The 21,963-nt window shown below is 68.5% G+C and carries 9 protein-coding genes; all 9 read left to right on the top strand.

What is annotated here, in order from left to right; translation table 11 throughout:
* Window positions 1-49: 49 nt before the first annotated feature.
* The 9 genes from DVT68_RS18370 to pelF all read left to right on the top strand — a co-directional run bounded on the left by DVT68_RS18370 (window position 50) and on the right by pelF (window position 21,963).
* Entirely contained in the window at window positions 50-967 is a 918-nt protein-coding gene (locus tag DVT68_RS18370; protein WP_114826671.1) for a cupin-like domain-containing protein, read from the top strand.
* A gap of 52 nt (window positions 968-1,019) precedes the next feature.
* Window positions 1,020-8,270, top strand: a complete 7,251-nt coding sequence (locus tag DVT68_RS18365; RefSeq protein WP_114826670.1) for a hybrid non-ribosomal peptide synthetase/type I polyketide synthase — start codon at window positions 1,020-1,022, stop codon at window positions 8,268-8,270.
* Complete coding sequence (locus DVT68_RS18360; RefSeq protein WP_114826669.1) at window positions 8,267-14,692, top strand: non-ribosomal peptide synthetase; 6,426 nt, start codon at window positions 8,267-8,269, stop codon at window positions 14,690-14,692. The genes DVT68_RS18365 and DVT68_RS18360 overlap by 4 nt, the downstream gene beginning before the upstream one ends.
* A gap of 30 nt (window positions 14,693-14,722) precedes the next feature.
* Window positions 14,723-15,853 carry a glycosyltransferase family 2 protein gene (locus DVT68_RS18355; RefSeq protein WP_114826668.1) on the top strand — a complete coding sequence of 377 codons (1,131 nt, stop codon included), beginning with the start codon at window positions 14,723-14,725 and terminating at the stop codon, window positions 15,851-15,853.
* 70 nt (window positions 15,854-15,923) lie between these two features.
* Complete coding sequence (locus tag DVT68_RS18350; RefSeq protein ID WP_114826667.1) at window positions 15,924-17,054, top strand: glycosyltransferase family 2 protein; 1,131 nt, start codon at window positions 15,924-15,926, stop codon at window positions 17,052-17,054.
* On the top strand, window positions 17,048-18,157 hold the full coding sequence (locus DVT68_RS18345; RefSeq protein ID WP_233523561.1) for a polysaccharide deacetylase family protein: 1,110 nt from the start codon (window positions 17,048-17,050) through the stop codon (window positions 18,155-18,157). Before DVT68_RS18350 ends, DVT68_RS18345 begins: the two co-directional genes overlap by 7 nt.
* Window positions 18,145-19,407, top strand: coding sequence for an O-antigen ligase family protein (locus DVT68_RS18340; protein WP_114826666.1), 1,263 nt, complete (start codon window positions 18,145-18,147; stop codon window positions 19,405-19,407). Before DVT68_RS18345 ends, DVT68_RS18340 begins: the two co-directional genes overlap by 13 nt.
* Before the next feature lie 91 nt (window positions 19,408-19,498).
* Window positions 19,499-20,857, top strand: a complete 1,359-nt coding sequence (locus DVT68_RS18335) for a phenylacetate--CoA ligase family protein (protein WP_114826751.1) — start codon at window positions 19,499-19,501, stop codon at window positions 20,855-20,857.
* Window positions 20,854-21,963: a GT4 family glycosyltransferase PelF gene (gene pelF, locus DVT68_RS18330; protein ID WP_114826665.1), complete on the top strand. Its 1,110-nt coding sequence runs from the start codon at window positions 20,854-20,856 to the stop codon at window positions 21,961-21,963. The genes DVT68_RS18335 and pelF overlap by 4 nt, the downstream gene beginning before the upstream one ends.

Here is a 21,963-nt window from a genome sequence, read left to right as displayed (position 1 = left end):
GACTCGTTTCGACGGGTCAGTCCGCACCACGCGGGGGAGGGTGAATGCGATGCATGCCAGCAAAGCCGCTCTGATCGAAATGGATTGGGCAAACTTCGACCCATGGCGCATGCAGTCCGTGCGGCACGGGCTGGCCGACCATCCACTGCTGCAACCCGACCAGCTCGTTGCGCTGGGCAAGCGTTTCCAGGGCAGCAGCCATCTCTTCACCTTCAACAACAGCGCCGGCGCGGACGCCAACTTCGACGACGTCGCGCGGCTGTATCCGAACCGTCGCTCGGTAACCGACACCGTGCAGGGCATCAACGAGGCGAAAGCCTGGATGCTGCTGCGCCACGTGCAGGCCGACCCGACGTATCGCGCGCTGATCGACCAGGCGCTCGATCCGATCAAGCCGCACATCGAAGCGAAGGATCCCGGCATGTACTACCGCGCCGGATGGATCTTCATCGCCTCGCCAAACACCATCACGCCGTTCCACATCGACCGCAACCACGGCATCCTGCTGCAGATCCACGGCACCAAGAAGGTCTACGTGTGGGATGCCGAGGACATCGACGTGTGCAGCGAGCATGCGCGCGACTGCTTCCACACGCGCCACGAGCTGGACCTGGTGAAGTGGCGCGAGGAATATCGCGAGCGCGCGCATGTCTTCGAGGTCAGTCCCGGTACGGGCGTCTACATCCCCATCACCAGCCCGCACATGGTGGAGACCGGCGACGAGCCGTCCATCACCATCAGCCTCACTTACAGCACGCATGCCACGCGCCGCAATGCGATGGAGCATGTGGTGCACGACATGTTGCGGCGCAAGGGCATCGCGCCGCCACGCATCGGCTCGCACCCGTTGCTGGACAGCCTGACCTACCTCGGCGCCACCGCCATGATCGCCATGCGCGGCCTCGGCAGCCGTCCGCCCGCCTGTCCTTCGCTTTCGAGGCATAGCGACTACGCCGTAGCGGACTGAGACCCAACATCCGCCGCCCTCCTTGCTCGACCCAGCACGTGCAGTGAACGCGATGACTCCGAACCGTACCGACAACCGGAACCCCGCCCCGGCTTCCACCGGATTGTTCGATGTCTTGCCACGTGGTCCGGGCATCGCACAGGACGGCTGGAGCACCGCGACGCACGTGCTGACGGTCGCCGCCAGCGCGGCCGATCCTGTGCTGCTGTGCGCCGCTCTCGCGCTGACGGAAGCCAGGCTCACCGGCGCCGAACAGGTGGCCGCCACGCTGCTGGAGGGCAATGCCACACGGCAAGTACAACTGCCGGCGCCTGCGGATGCTTCGCGCGATGAGTGGCTGTCCGGGCTCGTGGCGCTGTTCGCCGATGCCGCGCCCGCGCAGGGCGAGGCGGCGTGGTGTGTCTCCGATACACCAGCCACGCCCTGCCCCCAAGCTTTCAGCGCGTGGCGGCTCGACACCTCCACGGCGCAGCTGCACGTCGGCCATCGCCTGCCGTTCGATGAAGCCGGCGCCGCCCTGTTTGCGCGCTGCGCATCGCGTGCGCTGGCGGGGCTGTTGGAGAACGGCGATCGTCCGTTGTCCAGCGTCGGTGTGATCGATGATGCCGAGCGCGCGCAACTGCTGCATGCGTGGAACGACACCAACGTGCCGCGGCACGACGGCGACACGGTACACAGCCTGTTCGCGGCGATGGCGCGGCGCCACCCGGCGCGCATCGCCGTGGCGGCCGACGGCGCGACGCTGCGCTATGACGAACTCGACGGACGCGCGGACCGCATCGCCGCCGGTCTCATCGAACGCGGCGTCAAGCCAGGCGACACAGTCGGCCTGCTGCTGGAGCGCTCGGCCGAAGCCATCGCAGCCATCCTCGGCATCCTCAAGGCAGGCGCTGCGTATCTGCCGCTGGATGCCAGCCATCCGGTCGAGCGACTCGCCTTCACACTCAACGACGCTCGCGCCGTGCTGATCGTGGCGCCGCCGCAGGCGGTGGCGCTGCCGGGCGTGGACGCGCCGATGCTGGCGCTGGCGAGCATCGAGGCCAGCACGCCGCCGCCCGCGCTGCCGGCGCTCGACGGCGATGCGCTCGCCTACGTGATGTACACCTCCGGCTCCACCGGCACGCCCAAGGGCGCGCAGATCATGCATCGGTCGATCATCCGGCTGGTGCGCGAGGTGGAGTACGTGACCTTCGGCGATGCGCCGCGCGTGCTGCACGCCGCCCCGCTGGGATTCGACGCCTCGACGCTGGAAATCTGGGGCGCCCTGCTCAACGGTGGCTGCTGCATCATCCACGAGGAGCGCATTCCCACCGGATGTGGCCTGGCGAAGACCATTCGCCGCCACGACGCGCGCATCGCGTGGCTCACCGCCGCGCTGTTCAACGCCATCATCGACGACGACGCCAGCCGGCTCGAGGGGCTGCGCCAGTTGCTGATCGGCGGCGAGGCGCTGTCGGTCGCGCACGTGCGCAAGGCGTACGCCGCGCTGCCCGAGGTGGTGATCATCAACGGCTACGGCCCGACCGAGTGCACCACCTTCTCGGCCACCTACCGCATCCCGCGCGCGCTCGACGCACAGGCACGTTCGATTCCGATTGGCCAGCCCATTCCCAACACCACGCTTCACGTGCTCAACGCGCGCGGCGAGCATGTGCCGGTGGGCGTGGCGGGCGAGCTCTACATCGGCGGCGCGGGACTGGCCCGCGGCTACCTTGGCCAGCCCGATCTCACCGCGGAGCGCTTCGTGCCCGATCCGTTCGGCGCGCCCGGCGACCGGCTCTATCGCACCGGCGACCTGGTGCGCTGGTTGCCGGAAGGCGTGGTGGAGTTCATCGGGCGCACCGACCACCAGGTGAAGATCCGCGGCTTCCGCATCGAACTGGGTGAGATCGAGGCCGCGTTGCAGCGCATCCCCGGCGTGCGCGCCGGCGCGGTGCTGGCGCGCGAGGACCAGCCCGGCCAGAAACGGCTGGTGGCCTACTACGTCGCCGACGATGCCACGCTCACCGCGCGCCAGATGCGCGAGCAACTGGCGCGCGCGCTGCCCGAGTTCATGGTGCCCGCCATTTACCTGCGGCTTGATGCGTTCCCGGTGACGGCCAACGGCAAGCTGGACCGTCGCGCGCTGCCGGCGCCCGATGGCCGTCGCCCGGAGCTGGCCGAGGCCTACCAGCCCGCCAGCGGCCCGCTTGAGCAGAAGCTGTGCGAACTGTTCGCCGACATGCTCGGGCTCGACCAGGTCGGGCGGCTGGACAACTTCTTCGAACTGGGCGGCCATTCGCTGCTCGCCGTGCGCACGGTGGCGCGCATCCATGCCGATCTCTCACAGGCGCCGACGATCCCCGCCTTCTTCGGCGACCCCACGCCGGCTGCGCTGGCCGCGCTGATTGAAGGACGCGGCGCACGCACCGCGCTGTCCACGCGCATCGCCAGCGGCCGCCACGACGACCACGGCGAGCCCGTGGCGATCGTCGCCATGGCCGGCCGCTTCCCCGGCGCCAACGACATCGAGGCGTTCTGGGACAACCTGTGCGCGGGCCGCGAATCCATCACCTATTTCAGCCAGGACCAGCTCGACCCCGCCGTACCCACTGCGGACCGCGACGACCCAGCCTACGTCGCTGCCCGCGGTGTGATCGACGGCGTAGAACTGTTCGACGCGGGCTTCTTCGGCATGTCGCCGCGCGAGGCCGAACTGACCGACCCGCAGCAGCGCCTGTTCCTGGAGCTGTGCTGGGAATGCATGGAGCGCGGCGGCTATGTGCCGGACGCGCACAAAGCGCCGGTGGGCGTGTTCGGCGGCATGCACAACGCCACCTACTTCCAGCGGCACCTCAGCACGAGGCCCGATCTGATCGACAAGCTCGGCGCGTTCCAGGTGATGCTGGCCAACGAGAAGGACTATCTCACCACCCGCGTGGCGCACAAGCTCAACCTCACCGGCCCCGCGATCAGCATGAATACCGCCTGCTCGACCTCGCTGGTCGCGATCTGCCAGGCCACTGCGGCGCTACGCGCGGGCCAATGCGATATGGCGTTGGCCGGTGGCGTGTCGGTCGCCTGCCCGCCGCGCAGCGGCTACCTGTCGCAGGAGGGCTCGATGCTGTCGCCGGACGGCCATACGCGCACCTTCGACGCGCAGGCCCAAGGCACCGTGTTCAGCGACGGCGCGGCGGTGCTGCTGCTCAAGCGCCTGTCCGACGCCGAACGCGACGGCGATCCCATCCACGCGGTAATCCGCGGCATCGCCATCAACAACGACGGCGGCATCAAGGCGAGCTTCACCGCGCCGAGCAGCGCCGGCCAGGCCGCCGTGATCACCATGGCGCTCACCGATGCGGGCGTGGACGCGCGATCCATCTCCTACATCGAAGCGCATGGCACCGCCACGCCGCTGGGCGACCCCATCGAGATCGAAGGACTCACCGCAGCCTTCCGCCAGGGCTCCGACGAGCGTGGCTTCTGCGCGATCGGCTCGGTGAAAAGCAACATGGGTCACCTGGTGATGGCCGCTGGCGCGACTGGCGTGATCAAGACCGCGCTCTCGCTGCGCGAGCGCACACTGCCGCCGACCCTGCATTACCAGTCACCCAATCCGAAGTTGGACCTCGCGGCGACGCCGTTCGTGGTCAATGACGCGCTGCGCCCATGGAACGCCGGAGCGACGCCGCTGCGCGCGGGCGTCAGTTCGTTTGGCGTCGGTGGCACCAACGCCCATGTGATTCTCGAGGAAGCTCCCGCGCGGACGCCTTCCGACGCAGCCGAAGGCCCCCAATTGCTGCTGCTGTCGGCACGCTCGGCCGACGCCGTCGCGGCGGCCGCCACGCGGCTGGGACAACATCTGTCGAACCTGCCGGGGCAGAACCTGGCGGACGTCGCCTACACCCTCATCCGCGGACGCAAGACGTTCGGGCAACGCCTGCACGTGGTTGCATCGACCGGTGCGCAGGCGGCGGAACGGCTGGCCACGCTGGCGCCGGGCAATGCCAAGGCCGCGAGCCAACGAGCGCCGGAAGTGGTGTTCCTGTTCCCCGGCCAGGGTTCGCAATACGCCGGCATGGGACGCGCGCTGTACGCCAGCGAGCCGGCGTTCCGCGTGGCGATCGACCAATGCACCAACCTGCTGCGCGAGGAACTCGGTTTCGAGCTGCGCGAACGCCTGTTCGCCGACGATGCCGATGCGCTGCGCGAGACCTCGCTGACCCAGCCGGCCACGTTCGCCATCGAATACGCGATGGCCCAGCTGTGGATGAGCATGGGCATCCGTCCCGCCGCCATGATCGGCCACAGCGTGGGCGAGTTCGTCGCGGCGGCGGTTGCCGGCACCATGCACCTGTGTGAAGCCCTGCGCCTGGTGGCGCGGCGCGGCCGCCTGATGCAAGCCTTGCCGGCCGGCGCCATGTTGTCCGTGCGGATGGATGCGGCGCAGCTCGCCGCCCGCCTGCCCGATCACCTGCAGCTTGCGGCCGAGAATTCACCCAACGCCTGCGTGGTGAGCGGTGAAAGCGCAGCCATCGATGCGTTCCGTCTTGCCCTCGAGGGCGATGGCGTGGCCTGCCGGATGCTGCAGACCTCGCACGCCTTCCACTCGGCGATGATGGATCCGGTGCTGTCGCCCTTCCGCGAGGAAGTGGAACGCATCACGCTGTTCAAACCCACGCTTCCGATCATCTCTACCCTTACCGGGCAGGCGCTGGGCGACGACGAAGCCACTTCGGTCGACTACTGGACGCGCCACCTGCGCGGCACGGTGCGGTTTTCTCGCGCGCTGCTCGATCAGCTTGACCAGCCGCAACGCCTGTTCCTCGAAGTCGGGCCGCGCACCGCGCTCAGCACGCTGGCCCGCCAGCATCCGCAGAGCCGTGGCCGCACCATCATCGCCTCGCTTGCGGACTCTCCCGACAACGAGCGTGCCAGCTGGCTCGATGCGGTCGGCCAGCTGTGGTGCGCAGGAGCCCCGATGGAGCTGTCCTCGCTTGACCGCCGCCAGCACCGGCGGCGCGTGGAGTTGCCGAGCTATCCATTCGAGCGCAAGCGCCACTGGATCGAGCCGGCTGTCCAGGCCGCCGCACCGGCGCCCGCCGTACCCGCCGTGCCCGACAACGTCATTCCCTTGTTCAACCCACCAACAGCCCCCGTTTCGGAGAGCCTCATGGATGCCAACCTCCCCGGCACGAACGCCGGCTCGGCGCGCACTGCCCGCCTGCTCGCACAACTCACCGAGCTTTTTGAGGACGTGTCCGGCAGCGAGCTGCAAGGCGTGGACCCGACGGCGGGCTTCGTCGAACTTGGCCTGGATTCGCTGGCCCTGACCCAGGTGGCGCTACAGCTGCAGAAAACCTTCGCGCTGAAGATCACATTCCGCGAACTGATGGAGTCGTTCCCCTCGTTCGAGCGTCTCGCCATGCACATCGACCAACTGTTGCCGCCGGACACTGCCGCGCCGGCCACGCCCGCACCCGTTGCCGCTGCGGCGGCCGCTGTTGCCCCCTCCATCGCCGCAGTGGCCATGCCCGGCATCCAGGCCGGCGCGAGCGGCAACGTCATGCAGGACGTGATCCAGCAGCAGATGCTGATCATGCAGCAGCAGCTGGCCCTGCTGGCCGCGGCCGCCAGCGGCGCGCCCGTGCAAGTGGCTACGCCGGTGCAGGCAGTTGCGGCGCCGCAGCCGGTCGCAGCGCCAGTGGTCGCCACCGCGCAACCCACGCCCGCCGCGGCGCCCGCGCAGGACGAGGAAGCAGCGCTGGCCCACACCACCTACGACGTGAAAAAGGCCTTCGGCGCCATCGCGCGCATCCACTCCACGACGACTGACCTGACCGAGCGGCAGCGCGCACGGCTGGATGCGTTCATGCGCCGCTACATCGACCGCACCCGCGCCTCCAAGGAATACACGCAGCGCCATCGCGCCCATCTGGCTGACCCACGCGTGGTCAACGGCTTCCGTCCGCTGCTGAAGGAAATGATCTACCAGATCGTGGTGAACCGCTCCAAGGGTTCCAAGGTGTGGGACCTGGACGGCAACGAATACATCGACGCGCTCAACGGCTTTGGCATGAACCTGTTCGGCTGGCAGCCGGAGTTTGTGCTCGACGCGGTGCGCCGCCAGCTCGACGCGGGCTACGAGATCGGCCCGCAGCATCCGCTGGCCGGCGAGGTGGCCGAGCAGGTCTGCGAGCTCACCGGCTTCGATCGCGCCGCGCTGTGCAATACCGGTTCCGAGGCGGTGATGGGCACGATCCGCATCGCGCGCACGGTCACCGGACGCGACACGCTGGTGATCTTCACCGGTTCCTACCATGGCATCTTCGACGAAGTGATCGTTCGCGGCACCAGGAAGTTGCGCTCGGTCCCCGCCGCGCCGGGCATCCTGCGCAACACGTCCGAGAACGTGCTGGTGCTCGACTACGGTACGCCTGAGTCGCTGCAGATCATCCGTGAGCGCGCCGCCAGCATCGCCGCGGTGCTGGTGGAGCCGGTGCAGAGCCGCCGCCCGGATTTCCAGCCGCGCGACTTCCTCAAGGAGTTGCGCGCGATCACCGCCGATGCGGGCGCCCTGCTGATCTTCGACGAAGTGGTCACCGGTTTCCGCTCGCATCCGCGCGGCGCGCAGGCGGTGCTGGGCATCGACGCCGACCTCGCCTCCTACGGCAAGGTCGTCGGCGGCGGCTACCCGATCGGCGTGATCGCCGGCAAGCGTCGCTACATGGATGCGCTCGATGGCGGCGGCTGGCAGTACGGCGACGCTTCCATTCCCACAGTGGGCGTCACTTATTTCGCCGGCACCTTCGTGCGGCACCCGCTGGCGCTTGCCGCAGCACATGCGGTGCTCAGCCATCTGAAGGCGAACGGCGCCGCCCTGCAGGAACGGCTCAATGCGCGCACCGGGCTGCTGATGGATGAGCTCAACGCGTTCTGCGCCAGCGTCGGCGCGCCGATCCAGCTGGTGCATTTCGCCTCGGTGTGGAAGACCACGTTCAGCGAAGACCACCCGCTGCAGGACCTCCTGTTCGCCATGATGCGCAGCCGCGGCATACACGTGCTGGACAACTTCCCGTGCTTCTTCACCACCGCGCACAGCGAGCAGGACTTCGTCGCGATCGCCAAGGCGTTCAAGGAATCGGTGCTTGAGCTGCAGGAGGCCGAATTCCTGCCGCGTCACAAGAACGTGGAAGCGCTGGCTTTTGACGCCACCCGTCCACCGGTGGCCGGCGCCCGCCTCGGCAAGGACCATGACGGCAACCCGGCCTGGTTCGTTCCCAATCCCGACGTGCCCGGCAAGTACATGAGGGTCAATGCATGAGCCCGAACGACACGACGCCGCTCTCCACCGCCGCCCAGGTCGCCGTGGATTACGATCCGTTCGCCGGCGCCGCGCTGGCGCGTGTAGTGCCCGCCACGGCTCCGCAACGCGAAGTATGGCTCGGCGCCACGCTGGAACCGGACGCCTCGCTCGCTTACAACGAGTCGATCTCCCTGCGCCTGCATGGCGAGCTGGACGTGCCCGCGCTGCAGGCCGCCCTGCAGCAGCTGGTAAACCGCCACGAGGCGCTGCGCGCGACCTTCAGCCAGGATGGCGAGGAGCTCTACATCGCTGACCAGCAGGAACTGCCCTGCCCGGTTCGCGACCTGTCGTGGCTGGGTGTCGATGAGCGCGAGGCGGACATCGAGTCCACCTTGCAGCACGCGGTCACCACGCCGTTCGACCTCGAAAGCGGCCCGCTGGTCCGCGCCGAACTGCTGCGCCTGGATCCGCAGGACCACCTGCTGGTGTTCACCGCGCACCACATCGTGTGCGATGGCTGGTCGTTCGGCGTGATCGTGCGCGATCTGGCCGCGCTCTATGCGGGGCAGCTGGGCGCCGATGCCGAACTGCCGCCAGTCGACGCCTTCGGCGATTACGCGCTGGCTGAGGCGAATCATCGCCAGAGCCAGTCCGGACGTGACGCGGAAGCCTACTGGCTGCAACGCTTCACCAGTCCCACGCCGTCGCTGGACCTGCCCACCGACCATCCGCGGCCGCGCCAGCGCAGCTTCACCTCGCAACGCGAGGATCTGGCGCTCGACGCCAGTCTGGTGGCCGACATCAAGCGCATGGGCGCCCAGCGCGGCGCCAGCCTCTACGCCACGCTACTCAGCGCCTTCGGCCTGCTGCTGCAGCGCCTGAGCGGCCAGGACGACGTGGTCATCGGCATTCCTTCCGCCGGCCAGGCGGCCGGAGGCCAGCAGTCGCTGGTGGGTCATTGCGTCAACGTGCTGCCGCTGCGCGTGGCGATCGATCCTGCCGCACCGTTCGCCGAGAGCCTCAAGCAGGTGCGCGGCGATCTGCTCGATGCCTTCGACCACCAGCAGTACACCCTTGGCAGCCTGCTGGCCCGCCTGGCCCTGCCACGCGATCCGGCGCGCCTGCCGCTGGCCGGCGTGCTGTTCAATCTCGACCAGGCGCTGGACGAGCGCACGCTGTCGTTCCCGGGGCTCAGCTTCGAGTTCGCCGGCAATCCGCGAGCCTTCGAGAACTTCGAATTGTTCGTCAACGCCGTGCAGGTACCGGACGGGCTGCGCCTCGAATGCCAGTACAACAGCGACCTGTTCGAGCGCGCCACCATCCGCGCCTGGCTGGACGCCTACGCCACCCTGCTGCGCCACGCAGCCGACATGCCCGATGCGGCTGGCAGCGCGCTCGGCCTGGTTTCCGAAGTCGCCAAGGTGGAGCTGCTCGCGTTGCAGCCGCAGCGCACTCCGTATGCCGAGGGCCAACTGGCCCACGAATATTTCGAGGCGCAGGTCGATCGCGCCCCGTCGCGCATCGCCATCACCGGCGGCGCGCAAACGCTGACCTACGCGCAACTGGAAGAGCGCGCCAACCGCATCGCCCACGTGCTGCGCGCACGCGGCGTGGCGCAGGGCAGCCTTGTCGGTCTTTCGCTCGCGCGCAGCCCCGACATGGTCGCGGCGCTGCTGGCGGTACTGAAGACCGGCGCCGGCTACGTGCCGCTGGACCCGAGCTTCCCCGCCGAACGCCTGGCCTTCATGGCGCAGGACGCGGCGCTGGCCGCGCTGCTGGTCGACGATGCCGCGCCGGATGCGCTGGCCCTGTCCGGCCTGCCGGTGCTGTCGCTCAGCCGCGATGCCGATGCGCTGGCCGCCGCCAGCACGGCGCGGCTGCCGCGCGACGCGCACGCCGCGACGCCTGAGTCGGTGGCTTACCTGATCTACACCTCCGGCTCTACCGGCAAGCCCAAGGGCGTGCGCGTGCCGCATCGCGCCACCTCCAACTTCATCCGCAGCATGCAGCAGGCGCCCGGCATCACCGAAGACGACCGGCTGGTGGCGGTGACCACGCTGTCCTTCGACATCGCGTTCCTGGAACTCATGCTGCCGCTGAGCGTCGGCGCGGCGATCGTGCTGGCCAGCTACGACGACGTTCGCGATGGCGGAGCCTTGCGCCGACTGGTTGAACAGAGCGAAGCCAGCATGATGCAGGCCACACCCGCTGGCTGGCGCATCCTGCTCGAATCGGGCTGGCCCGGCCGCGCCGGCTTCAAGGCCATCGCCGGTGGCGAGCCGCTGCCGCTGGACCTCGCCGAGTCGCTGCTGGAGCGCTGCGGCGAGCTGTGGAACGCCTATGGCCCGACCGAGACCACCGTGTGGTCCACGCTGTGGAAGGTGCACGCGCCACGCGCCGGCATCACCATCGGCCAGCCCATCGCGAACACCACGGTCTACATCCTCGACGAGCACGGCGCCCTTTGTCCCCTGGGCATGCCGGGTGAGATCTATATCGGCGGCGACGGCGTCACCCTCGGCTATCTCAACCGGCCCGAGCTCAACGCCGAACGCTTCCTGCCCGATCCTTATTCGCACGAGCCGCAGGCGCGCATGTACCGCACCGGCGACCGTGGCCGCTGGCTGGCCAACGGCGAGCTGGAACATCGCGGGCGCCTGGATTTCCAGGTGAAGATCCGCGGCTACCGCATCGAACTGGGCGAGATCGAGACGGCGCTCGCCGATCTGCCCGAAGTGGCGCGCGCCGTCGTGGTGGCGCGCGAGGATCGCCCGGGCGACGTGCGCCTGGTGGCCTATCTGGTGCCCAGCGAAGGCGCAGCCATCGAAGAGACTGATCTTTGCCCGCGCCTGCGCCAGCGCCTGCCCGACTACATGCTGCCGCAACACTTCATGGCGCTGGAGGCGATCCCGCTGCTGCCCAACGGCAAGATCGACCGCAAGTCGCTGCCTGCGCCGCCGGTGCACACGGTGGCGGCCGACCGCGAGCGCCTGGCGCCGCAGAGCGATACCGAGCGGCGCGTCGCCGCCGCCATGGAAGCGGTGCTGGCGCTGCCCGAGCTGGATGTGCGCGACAACTTCTTCGCGCTCGGCGGCCACTCGCTGCTCGCCGCCCAGCTCACCGCGCGGCTCAACCGCGAGTTCGACATCACGCTGTCGTTCCGCACGCTGTTCGACGCCCCGACCATCCAGAGCCTGGCCGCCACCATCGACCAGCTCAAGGCGAGCGGCAGCGCCAGCGGCGCGCCGCCGATCCTTCGCCGCACCGAACAGGGCCGCGCCCCGCTCTCGCTGATGCAGCGCCGCCTGTGGTCGCTGGAGGAGCTGCAGCCTGGCCGCGTCACTTACAACGCGCCTTCCGCACACCGTCTGCGCGGCCGCCTGCACGAAGAAGCCTTCCAGCAGGCGCTGCAGGAACTGGTGCAGCGGCAGCCGATCCTGCGCACCGCTTTCCGCCACGACGGCGACGACGTGGCGCAGGTGGTGGAAGACATCGAGCTGGCGCTGTTCCCGGCCGAGGACCTGTCGGCCTTGCCGGAGGCCGAGCGCGAGCCGGAACTGATGCGTCGCCTGCAGGCGCTGACCGACACGCCGTTCGACCTCACCCGCTCGCCGCTGTTCAGCGCGCGGATGTTCCGGCTCGCCGACGACGAGCACGTGTTCTTCTTCATGCCGCACCACATCATCTGGGACGGCTGGTCGTTCGACATCCTCTACGCTGAACTCTCGCAGCTGTACAAGGCCTTCGCCGAAGGCAAGCCCTCGCCGCTGGCCCCGCTGCCGGTGACCTACGGCGATTTCGCCGCCTGGCACGCGCAGTGGCTGGAGAGCGAAGCCTTCCAGGCGCAGCTCGGTTACTGGCGCGAGCGGCTGGCAAAGGCGCAGGAAACGCGCGCGTTGCCGACCGACTTCCCGCGTCGCCCCGGCATGTCCGGTGTCGGCCGCACGGAATGGATCCGCGTGTCGCGCGAAGCCACCGACGTGATGCATCACGTCGCCAAGCAGGCCGACGCCACGCTCAACATGGCCCTGCTCGCCTTGTACTACGTGCTTCTGAGCGGCCTCGCCGGCCAGCGCCACCTGGTGGTGGGCACGCCGGTGCGCGCGCGCAACCAGACCGAAGTCGAATCGGTGATGGGTTACTTCAACAACCTGTTGCCGCTGCACATCACCGTGGATCCGTCGCTGCGCTTCATCGATTTCGTGCGCCAGGTGAAAGACGCCGCCATCGAGAGCTTCGGCCATCCCGACGTGCCGCTGGAATACCTGCAGCGCGAGCTGCGCACCGGCCACGGCAATGGCGCGGTGCTGTACCAGGCGCTGTTCTCGTTCCAGGATGCGCGCCAGCGCGTGGTCGACTGGGGCGGTCTGAGCCACGAGCAGATCCTGCTGTTCCAGAGCGGCGCCACCGAGGATCTGGGCCTGTGGTTCCTGGAGAACACCAAGGGCCTGCTGGGCGGCGTCACCTACAACGCCGACATCCTGCAGGCCGACACCGCGCGCCTGCAGCGCGACCGTTACCTCACCCTGATGGCGCGGGTCAGCGCCGATCCCACCCAGACCATCGATGCGCTCAACGCGATCCGCGCCGACGAACTGGCCCAGCAGCAACAGTGGCACGCCAGCGACGCCGGAACCGAGGCCGTCGATCTGGTCGCGCAGTTCGAAGCGCAGGTCGATCGCGCGCCCCAGGCGCCTGCATTGGCCGTGGGCAACTGGAACACCTCGTACGCGGAACTGGAAACGCGCAGCAACCGCATGGCGGCCTGCCTGCGCCAGCGCGGCGTCGGTCGCGGCGCGGCCGTGGGCCTGTGCGCCGAGCCCGGCATCGGTCGTCTCGCCGCGATGCTCGGCACACTCAAGGCCGGCGGCACGGTGGTGCTGCTCGACCCGGAGGATCCGCCGGCCCGCCTCAACGAACTGATCGCCGACGCTGGCGTCAGCCTGCTGATCGGAAACGCCACGCTGGAAGCGGACCTTGGCTGGCCACATGCCAAGGCGCTGTGGCTGGACACCGACACTACCGAGATCGTCGGCGCTTCCTCGCAGCGCGACGGCAGCCAGCATCCCACGCTCGACGACGTGGCCTTCGTCAGCTACGTGCCTGGCGCGAATGGCCAACCCGGCGGCCACGCGGTCACCCACGGCGCACTGGCGCGACTGGTGCAGGGATTGCGTGACACGCTTTCCATCACCACCGCCGACGGCGTGCTGGGCATGGCCCCGGCATCGACCGGCGTGGGCGTGGTGGAGCGCCTGCTGCCGCTGGGCAGCGGCGCCAAGTTCGTGCTGGCGGGCATCCACCAGGTCGACGACGGCGAATCGCTGCTCAGCCTGGTGCAGGCCAGCCACGCCAGCGTGATCTTCGCCCCGAGCGCCGCGTGGCGCGCATTGCTCGCGGCGGGCTGGGAGGGTCACCGCGACTTGCGTGCGATCTGCGTGGGCGGCGCGCCGTCGCCAGAGCTGGCGATCGAACTCGCCGCGCGCAGCGCCAGCCTGTGGAGCCTGTTCGGCGCCGATGACAGCGCGCTGGTCGCCACGATCGGTCGCGTCGAGCGCCCCGCTGATGGCGTGCACAGCGGACGCGCGCTGGCCGGCAACCAGGTGTGGATCCTCGACGCACAGCAGCGCCCGTGCCCGATGGGCGCCATCGGCGAGATCCACCTTGGCGGGGCCGGACTCAACCGCGCCTTCGGACAACGTGCAAGCGCATGGGCTTCGACCTCGGTCAACATTTCTGGCGCGCCGCCGCTGTGGCCGACAGGTTTCCGGGGCCGTTGGCTCGCCGAGGGGCAACTGCAGGAACTGGGTCGTTTCGACCGGCGCGTGCGCGTCGACGGGCACGACGTCGACCCGGTGGCGGTGGAGGCGTTGTTGCTGCAGCAGCCGAACGTCGCCGCCGCGATCGCGATATCGCGCACCGACAGCCTGGGCGACTCCCAGGTCGATGCCTACGTGGCCCCAGGCGCCGGCGCCACGCTCGATCGTGACGCGCTGCGCGCCGCGCTCGGCCGCGTGCTCGCGGCGAAGGGCATGCCCAAGCATCTGGTGGTGCTGGATGCGTTGCCGACACTGGCCGACGGCACGGTGGACATCGCCGCCCTGCCCTTGCCCGGCGGTCGCGACGACGATCTCGGCGAGCTGGCGGTGCAGCCGAAGACGCCAGGTGAACAATTGCTGGCGGCGATCTGGCGCGACTTGCTGCACCTCAGCCAGGTGCGCACCAGCGACAACTTCTTCGACATTGGTGGCCATTCGTTGCTGGCGGTGGAAATGGCGACGCGCGTGCAGCGCGAGACCGGCGTACGCCTGAACCTGCTGGATATCGCCAACGGCTCGCTGGGCACGCTCGCGGCCGAGTTGGCGACATCACCGCCGGCGACCGACGAACGTCCGCCCGCACTGGGACAGCGCCTGCGCAAACTGTTCGGAAGGCGCTGAGATGACCGGGTCGGTTTGGGGGAAGCCGATATGAGCTCACTGGTCTACGCGGTGTTCCTGGCCAGCGCCTGGCTGCTGGCCTACACCTTCATCGTGTATCCCACCGGCATCTGGCTGCTGGCGCGGCTGCGACCGCAGCCGGTGGACAAGCAACCGGTGTTGCCCACAGTGAGCGTCGTCATGGTGGTCCGCGACGGCGCCATGCACATCCAGGCCAAACTCGCCAACCTCGGCACCCTCAACTATCCGCGCAGCCAGCTGCAGGTCATCGTGGTGTGCGACGGTTGCCGCGATGGCACGCCGCGGCTGGCGCGCCAGTTCAAGGACCGGCGCGTGCGCGTGCTGGAATTCCAGGAGCCGATGGGCAAGGCCGCCTGCCTGAACCGTGCGGTGGCGCTGGCGCAGGGCGAAGTGCTGCTGTTCACCGAGGTGCACCAGACGCTGGCGCCGATCGCCTTGCGCGAACTGGTGGCCAACCTCGCCGACCCTCACGTGGGCATCGCCAGCGGCGAACTGCTGTACACCGACAACCAGAGCGGTTTCGCCCAGGGCATCGATACCTACTGGCGCTACGAAAAGACGCTGCGGCTGGCCGAGAGCCAGAGCGGCTCGACCATCAGCGTGAGCAGCGGCCTGTACGCCATGCGCCGCCTGCAGTACGAACCGCTGCCGCCGGACACCATGCTCGACGACGTGCTGATTCCCATGCGGATGATCGCCAGCGGACGCCGCGTGGTGTTCGAGCCGCGCGCGCTGGCATGGGACCGGCTGGTGCAGCGGCCCGAGGAAGACCGCCCGCGGCGCATCCACAACTCGGCCGGGCACCTGCAGCTGGCGCGCCTGGCGCCGTGGCTGCTGTCACCGCAGGACAACCCGGTGTGGCTGCGCTTCGTCAGCCACAAGCTGCTTCGCCTGGCGGCGCCATGGCTGATGTTGAGCGTGGCGCTCGCCTCGCTGCTGCTCGCGCGGCGGCACATCCTGTGCGCAGCGACGCTGGCCATGCTGGTGGCCGGGATTTGCCTCGCGGCGGCCGGTCGCCTGCAACCGGCGCTGAGCCGCTGGCTGCCGGTGCGCCTGGCGCTGACGTTCTTCTACCTGAACCTGTTCTCCGCACAGGCGCTGCTCACCTTCTCACGCCACCGGGACAGCCAGCCATGGTGACGCGCCCGTACCGCCATGAGCCTCGCCTCGCTCGTCGTTCCCGCACACGCCGGGACGGGAGCATGCCGTCATGAGCACGGTCGCCTACACGGTGTTCTGGATCTGCGGCCTGTTGCTGGTGCATATCTTCGCCGGCTATCCACTGTGGATCTGGCTGCAGGCGCGGTTGTTCCCACGCCCGGTGCGCAAGCGTCCGATCACGCCCAAGGTCACTGTGGTGATCGCCGCCTATGACAGCGCGGCCTATATCCAGGCCAAGCTGGCCAATCTGGCCTGCCTCGGTTATCCGCGCGAGAAGCTGGACATCATCGTCGCCTGCGACGGTTGCCACGACGACACCGCGCGGCTGGCGCGCGAATTCGGCGACCCGCGCGTGCAGGTGCTGGAGTTTCCCACGCGCCGGGGCAAGGCCGCCTGCCTCAACAACGCGGTCGCTCAGGCGCGCGGTGACGTGCTGTTGCTCACCGACGTGCGCCAGAAGCTCTCGCCGCAGGCGTTGCGCGACCTGATGGCGAACCTCGCTGACCCTGCCGTGGGCGCGGTGGGCGGCGAGCTGATGCTGTCCGACCCGGACACCGGCTTCGCGCAGAGCGTCGATGCCTACTGGCGCTACGAGAAGCTGATCCGCCATGCAGAAAGCCGCTCGGGCTCCACCATCGGCGTCAGCGGCGCGCTGTATGCGATACGCCGCGAGCTGTTCGAACCGTTGCCCGAGGGCACGGTGCTCGACGACGTGCTCGTACCCATGCGCGTGATCGCCGCCGGACACCGCGTGGTGTTCGAACCGAGCGCGCTTGCCTGGGACCGCGCCACCCAGGCGCCGATGGAAGAACGTCGCCGCAAGATCCGCACGCTGGCCGGCAACTGCCAGTTGATCCAGTTGGCGCCGTGGCTGCTGTTGCCCTGGCGCAATCCCGCGTGGTTCCGCTTCGTCAGCCACAAGCTGCTGCGGCTGCTGGGACCGTGGTTGCTGCTGGGACTGGCGCTGACCTCCGCCTGCCTGGCCTCCAGCTACCTGCTGTGCGCCGTCACCCTGGCGCTGCTGGCGCTGGGCGCGGCCATGGTGGTGATCGGTCGGTTGCAGCCGGCCGCGGTGCGCTGGCTGCCGCTGCGGCTGGCGATGGCGTTCTTCTACCTCAATCTTTTCGCTGCACAGGCTGTCGTGACCTTTGCCCGCAATCGAGGACTCCACCTATGGTGACGCAGGTGCGCGACAGCGGCAGGCCGGCAGGCCTTCGGGGGCAGCTCGGCGAGCTATGCCACAGCAGCGGGCTGCTCGGCTCGCTGCAACGGATGCGCTCGTGGTTGCGCAAGGATCTTCGCATCCTCGCCTATCACCGCATCACGCCGCTGCCAGATCCCGACATCTACGAGTTCGACCTGGAGCTGATCAGCACCTCGCCGGAAGGCTTTCGCGAGCAGATGAGCTTCATCAAGCGGCATTACCATCCGATGCGCCTGAGCGACGTCGCCGAGGCCATCAATACCGGTCGCGAACTGCCCACCGACGCCGTGGTGGTCACCTTCGACGACGGCTACAACGACAACTACCACGTCGCCTTCCCGATCCTTCGGGAACTGGGCGTGCCGGCCACGTTCTTCGTCTCCACCGGGCATATCGACACCGGCCACCCGTTCGCTTACGACTGGCTGGTGCACATGATCCTGCGCACTGGCGCCCCAAGGCTTGAACTCCCGGAACTGGGCATGGACGAGCCCATGCCGGACGGCCGCGCCGCGCGACGCGCGCTGGCGACGATGGTGCTCGACCGCATGAAGGAAACCGACGCGCTCACCCAGTCGGCGATGACCCGTCGGCTGGAAACCCAGTGGCGCATTCCGAGCGAGGTGGCGCCGCCGGACTGCCAGCCCATGAGCTGGGACCAGGTGCGGGAGATGCACGCGGCAGGTTACGAATTCGGCTCGCATGGCGTGCACCACCGCATGCTTTCCAAGCTGCCGCAGGACGAGCTTGAATTCGAGGTGCGCCACTCCCGCGACACGCTGCAGCGCGAACTGGGGCCAGCCATGCTGCACATGTCCTATCCGGTGGGCGGCACGCGCGCGTTCGACCAGCGCGTGATCGACACCACCCGAGAGGCGGGCTTCGAACTGGCCTGCAGCTATATCAGCGGGACCAACACGCAGCGCGACTTCAACCGGTACGCGCTGTACCGCCTGGCGGTCGAACGCAACATGGGCATCGGCTGGTTCGCCGCGATGCTGGCGATGCCAAGCCTGATGAGTTATCCCAGTGGCGGACGCATGCACGAGTTCAGGTCGGACCCGACATGTTCCCACTGATCCTGCTCTACCTCGTACTCACCATCGTCCGCCCGCAGGACTACATCCCCGCGCTGGTCGGCGTGCCCGTGCTGCCGGTGGTGCTGGTGCTGGCCTTCCTCAGCTGGCTCGGCTCTCGCGCCAGGACGTTCGACGCGCCGCAGTTCGCCATCCTACCGGCCTTCCTGCTGGTGCTGATGATCTCGCAGGCAACCAACGGCTGGACCGGCGGCATGCTCGACCAGTTGGCCAAGTTCGGCCCGACGGTGATCTCCTTCTTCATCCTGTCAGCCGCCTGCACCACGCGACGCCATGTGGTGATCACCATGGCGGTGATCGCGCTGTGCTCATTCGTGCTCGCCCTGCACGGCGTGCAGCAGGCCAGCAATGGCGTCGGCTGGACCGGCATCCCGGTAGGCGAGGATGGCCGCATCCAGTACGTGGGCATCTTCAACGATCCCAACGATCTCGGCCTGCTGTTCGTGGCCGCCGTGCCAATGGCGGTCTACCTCGGCAAGCACAGCGGCATGCTGGGCAAGCTGCTGTGGTACTCCGGCACGTTGCTGTTGCTGTACGGCATCCGCCTGACCAATTCGCGCGGCGCGCTGCTGGCCGTGCTGATGATGGCCGGCATCTACGTGTGGTATCGCCGCGGGGCGCTGATGGCCGGCGCGCTCGGCGTGGTCGGGCTGGCCTGCCTCAAGCTGTTGTCCTCGCGCATGCAGGAACTCGATGCCGGCGAAGAATCGGCCAACGGCCGCGTCGATGCCTGGTACTCGGGCCTGCACATGTTCATGTCGCACCCGCTGTTCGGCGTGGGCGCGGGCAACTTCACCGAGTACAACGAACTGACTGCGCACAATTCCTTCGTGCTGGTGCTGGCCGAGGCCGGCTTCGTCGGCTACGTGCTGTGGCTCGCGTTCGTCTGCTACAGCTTCTGGATGCTGTGGCTGGTGCTGCGCTACCGCGCCGATGCCGCCGAGGCGCCGGAGGCCGCTGCGCAATGGCAGATCGAGCGGCCGCTGGCGCTGGCCCTGTTCATCGTGTTGTGCGGCATGTTCACCACGGCGTTCTTCCTCAGCCGCAGCTACATGATCGTGCTCTACCTGATCCTGGCCATGGTGGTCGGCTATTTCGTCGGCGCCAGGCAGCGGTTGCCGGGGCTGGAAACCATCCGCATGACGCGCGGGTGGTGGCGCTGGGTGCCGGCGGCGATGGGCAGCATCGTCGGCCTGTACGTGCTGGTGGCGATCCTGTTGAGGACCGCCTGATGAAACGTCTTCCCACTTTTGCGGTACCTGACATCTCTTGGGCGACCCACGCCTCGCCGGCCATGCCGGCTCACAACAGGGGGTATCCGACATGAGCAGCCTGTACGAAACCGCGTTCCGACGCGTGCTCTATCCCGCCTATGAAACCGGCCTGCGCCGCCGCGGCACGCTGGCCTGGCTGGATGAATACGAGCGCAGCCAGTGGCTGTCGCCGGCGCAGCTGGCCGAGCTGCAGTGGACGCGCCTGAAGCGCCTGCTGGAGCACTGCTACCGCGAGGTTCCCTACTACCAGCGCCAGTGGCGCGAACTGGGCATCACTCCCGATGACATCCGCAGCCTGGACGACTACGCGCGCCTGCCCACCCTCACCAAGGCCGACATCCGCAGCCATGGCGAGGACCTGAAGGCCATCTCGTGGCGCGACCGCATGCTGTACAAGAACACCAGCGGCTCCACCGGCGAGCCGCTGCGCTTCGGCTACAACCGCGAAAGCAACGACCGGCGCACCGCGGTGATGTTCCGCGGCTACGGCTGGGCCGGCGCGCCTCCGGGGCGCCGCAGCCTGGTGCTGTGGGGCGGTGGGCTGGGCAATCCGCCGCTGACGCGCCGCTGGAAAGACCAGCTGTACCACGCTGCGTTCGGCCGTCGCCTGGTCAACAGCTTCCACATGACCGAAGCGAACATGGGCACGTACGCGGACATGATCGACCGCCACAAGCCCGAAATCCTGCTCGGCTATTTCGGCCCGCTGCTGAAGCTGGCGAAGTGGCTGCTGGAGAATGGCCGGCGCGTGCATCCCCCGCGCGCCTTCATCGTCAACGGCGAGGCGATGCACGAGTTCGAGCGCGAGATCATCGAGCAGGCGTTCGGCTGCCCGGCCTACAACACCTACGGCTGCCGCGAATTCATGATGGTCGCCGGCGAGTGCGACCAGCACCACGGCATGCACGTGAACATCGACCACCTGGTGGTGGAGCGCGTCGCGCCCGAGGGCGCCGAACTCGATCCGCTCACCGGCGAGGCGATCATCACGGACCTGTTCAACTACGGCATGCCGTTCATCCGTTATGCCACCGGCGATCTGATCACCACCTCCACCGACCAATGCCCTTGCGGGCGCGGCCTGCCGTTGATCAGCCAGGTCGAGGGACGCCTGCTCGACGCGATCCGCACGCCGGATGGTCGCATCCTGCCCGGCATGTTCTTTCCGTTCCTGCTCAAGGAGGTGCCGGGCGTCGCCCAGTACCAGATCGTGCAGCGCCGGCTGGACCGCCTCGACCTGAACCTGGTGCGAGGCAAGGCCTTCAACGACGACTCGCTGGCCATGATCCACCGCGAAATCCGCAAGGTGCTGGGCGACGGCATCGAGGTGAACTGCCAGTTCGTCGACACCATTCCCCTCACCCGCAGCGGCAAGACCCGCCTCACCATCTCGGAACTGGCGCAGTGAACATCACGCACGTCGTCGAGAACCTCAACCGCGGCGGGCTGGAGCGGATGGTGCTGGAACTGGTGAAGATCCAGCACCGGCAGGGCCATCGCTGCCAGGTGGTGTGCCTGTTCGAACCGGGGGCGCAGGCGCACGAGCTCGACGCGTTGGGGATTCCCGTCGCGGGCTGCCACAAGCGCACGGGTCTGGACCTGCGCGCGCTGGCGCGGGCAAGGAAGATCATCGGCCGGCACGACACCGAGGTGCTGCATACGCATAACGCCGTCGCCCACTACCAGGCGGTGCTCGCCAGCTTCGGGCTGGGCGTGCGTCGCATCGTCAACACGCGGCACGGCATGGGCATGGGCCAGCGCGCCGGTCGGCGTGAATGGCTCTACCGACGTTCGCTGTCGCGCACGGACACGGTGGTCACCGTGTGCGAGGCGGCGCGGCGGGAGGCGGTGGCGCGCGGCATCGTGCCCGACACCAAGACCCGGGTGGTGCCCAACGGCATTGCGGTGGACCTGTTCGAGCCGCAGTCCGTGGAAATGCATCGGCGCCTTCGCGATGAACTGCGTCTTCCGAACTTCAGCACGCTGATCGGCAACGTGGGGCGGCTCAACTGGGCTAAGGACCAGATCGGCCTGATCCGCGCCTTCAGCCTGATCCACACGCGCCACCCCGAAGCCTCGCTGGTATTGATCGGCGACGGCGAGCTGCGCGAGCGCCTGGAACAGGCTGCCCGCGAGGAAGGGCTGGCGCAGCGCGTGCACTTCCTCGGCGATCGCAACGACGTGCATGGATTGCTGCGCGGTCTCGACCTGTTCGTGCTGTCCTCGCTGAGTGAGGGCTATTCCATGGCCCTGCTCGAGGCCTGCGCCACCGCGCTGCCGATCGTAGCCACCGACGTCGGCGGCAACCGCGAGATCGTGCACGACGGCCATACCGGGCGACTCGTGCCGGCCAGCGACCCGCGTGCGCTGGCCGACGCCATGCTGGCCTTCCTGCAGGCGCCGCAACAGGCCAGCGCCTGCGGACGCGCGGCGCGCGCATGGGTGGAGCAGCATGGTTCGCTGGAGGCGATGGCGGGCAGTTACGACACCCTCTATCAGGCCGCGAGGCACTGA

The organism is Dyella solisilvae (genome assembly GCF_003351225.1).
Taxonomy (GTDB): Bacteria; Pseudomonadota; Gammaproteobacteria; order Xanthomonadales; family Rhodanobacteraceae; genus Dyella; species Dyella solisilvae.
The sequence above is the reverse complement of the archived record's forward strand: the minus strand, read 5'-3'. Positions and strand labels throughout refer to the sequence as shown.

What these genes read in the sequence shown, in the direction of transcription:
- DVT68_RS18350 (WP_114826667.1), top strand. Translation starts at nt 15,924, where the DNA reads ATGAGCACGGTCGCCTACACGGTGTTCTGGATCTGCGGCCTGTTGCTG.
- DVT68_RS18340 (WP_114826666.1), top strand. Translation starts at nt 18,145, where the DNA reads ATGTTCCCACTGATCCTGCTCTACCTCGTACTCACCATCGTCCGCCCG.
- DVT68_RS18345 (WP_233523561.1), top strand. Translation starts at nt 17,048, where the DNA reads ATGGTGACGCAGGTGCGCGACAGCGGCAGGCCGGCAGGCCTTCGGGGG.
- DVT68_RS18370 (WP_114826671.1), top strand. Translation starts at nt 50, where the DNA reads ATGCATGCCAGCAAAGCCGCTCTGATCGAAATGGATTGGGCAAACTTC.
- DVT68_RS18360 (WP_114826669.1), top strand. Translation starts at nt 8,267, where the DNA reads ATGAGCCCGAACGACACGACGCCGCTCTCCACCGCCGCCCAGGTCGCC.
- DVT68_RS18365 (WP_114826670.1), top strand. Translation starts at nt 1,020, where the DNA reads ATGACTCCGAACCGTACCGACAACCGGAACCCCGCCCCGGCTTCCACC.
- DVT68_RS18335 (WP_114826751.1), top strand. Translation starts at nt 19,499, where the DNA reads ATGAGCAGCCTGTACGAAACCGCGTTCCGACGCGTGCTCTATCCCGCC.
- DVT68_RS18355 (WP_114826668.1), top strand. Translation starts at nt 14,723, where the DNA reads ATGAGCTCACTGGTCTACGCGGTGTTCCTGGCCAGCGCCTGGCTGCTG.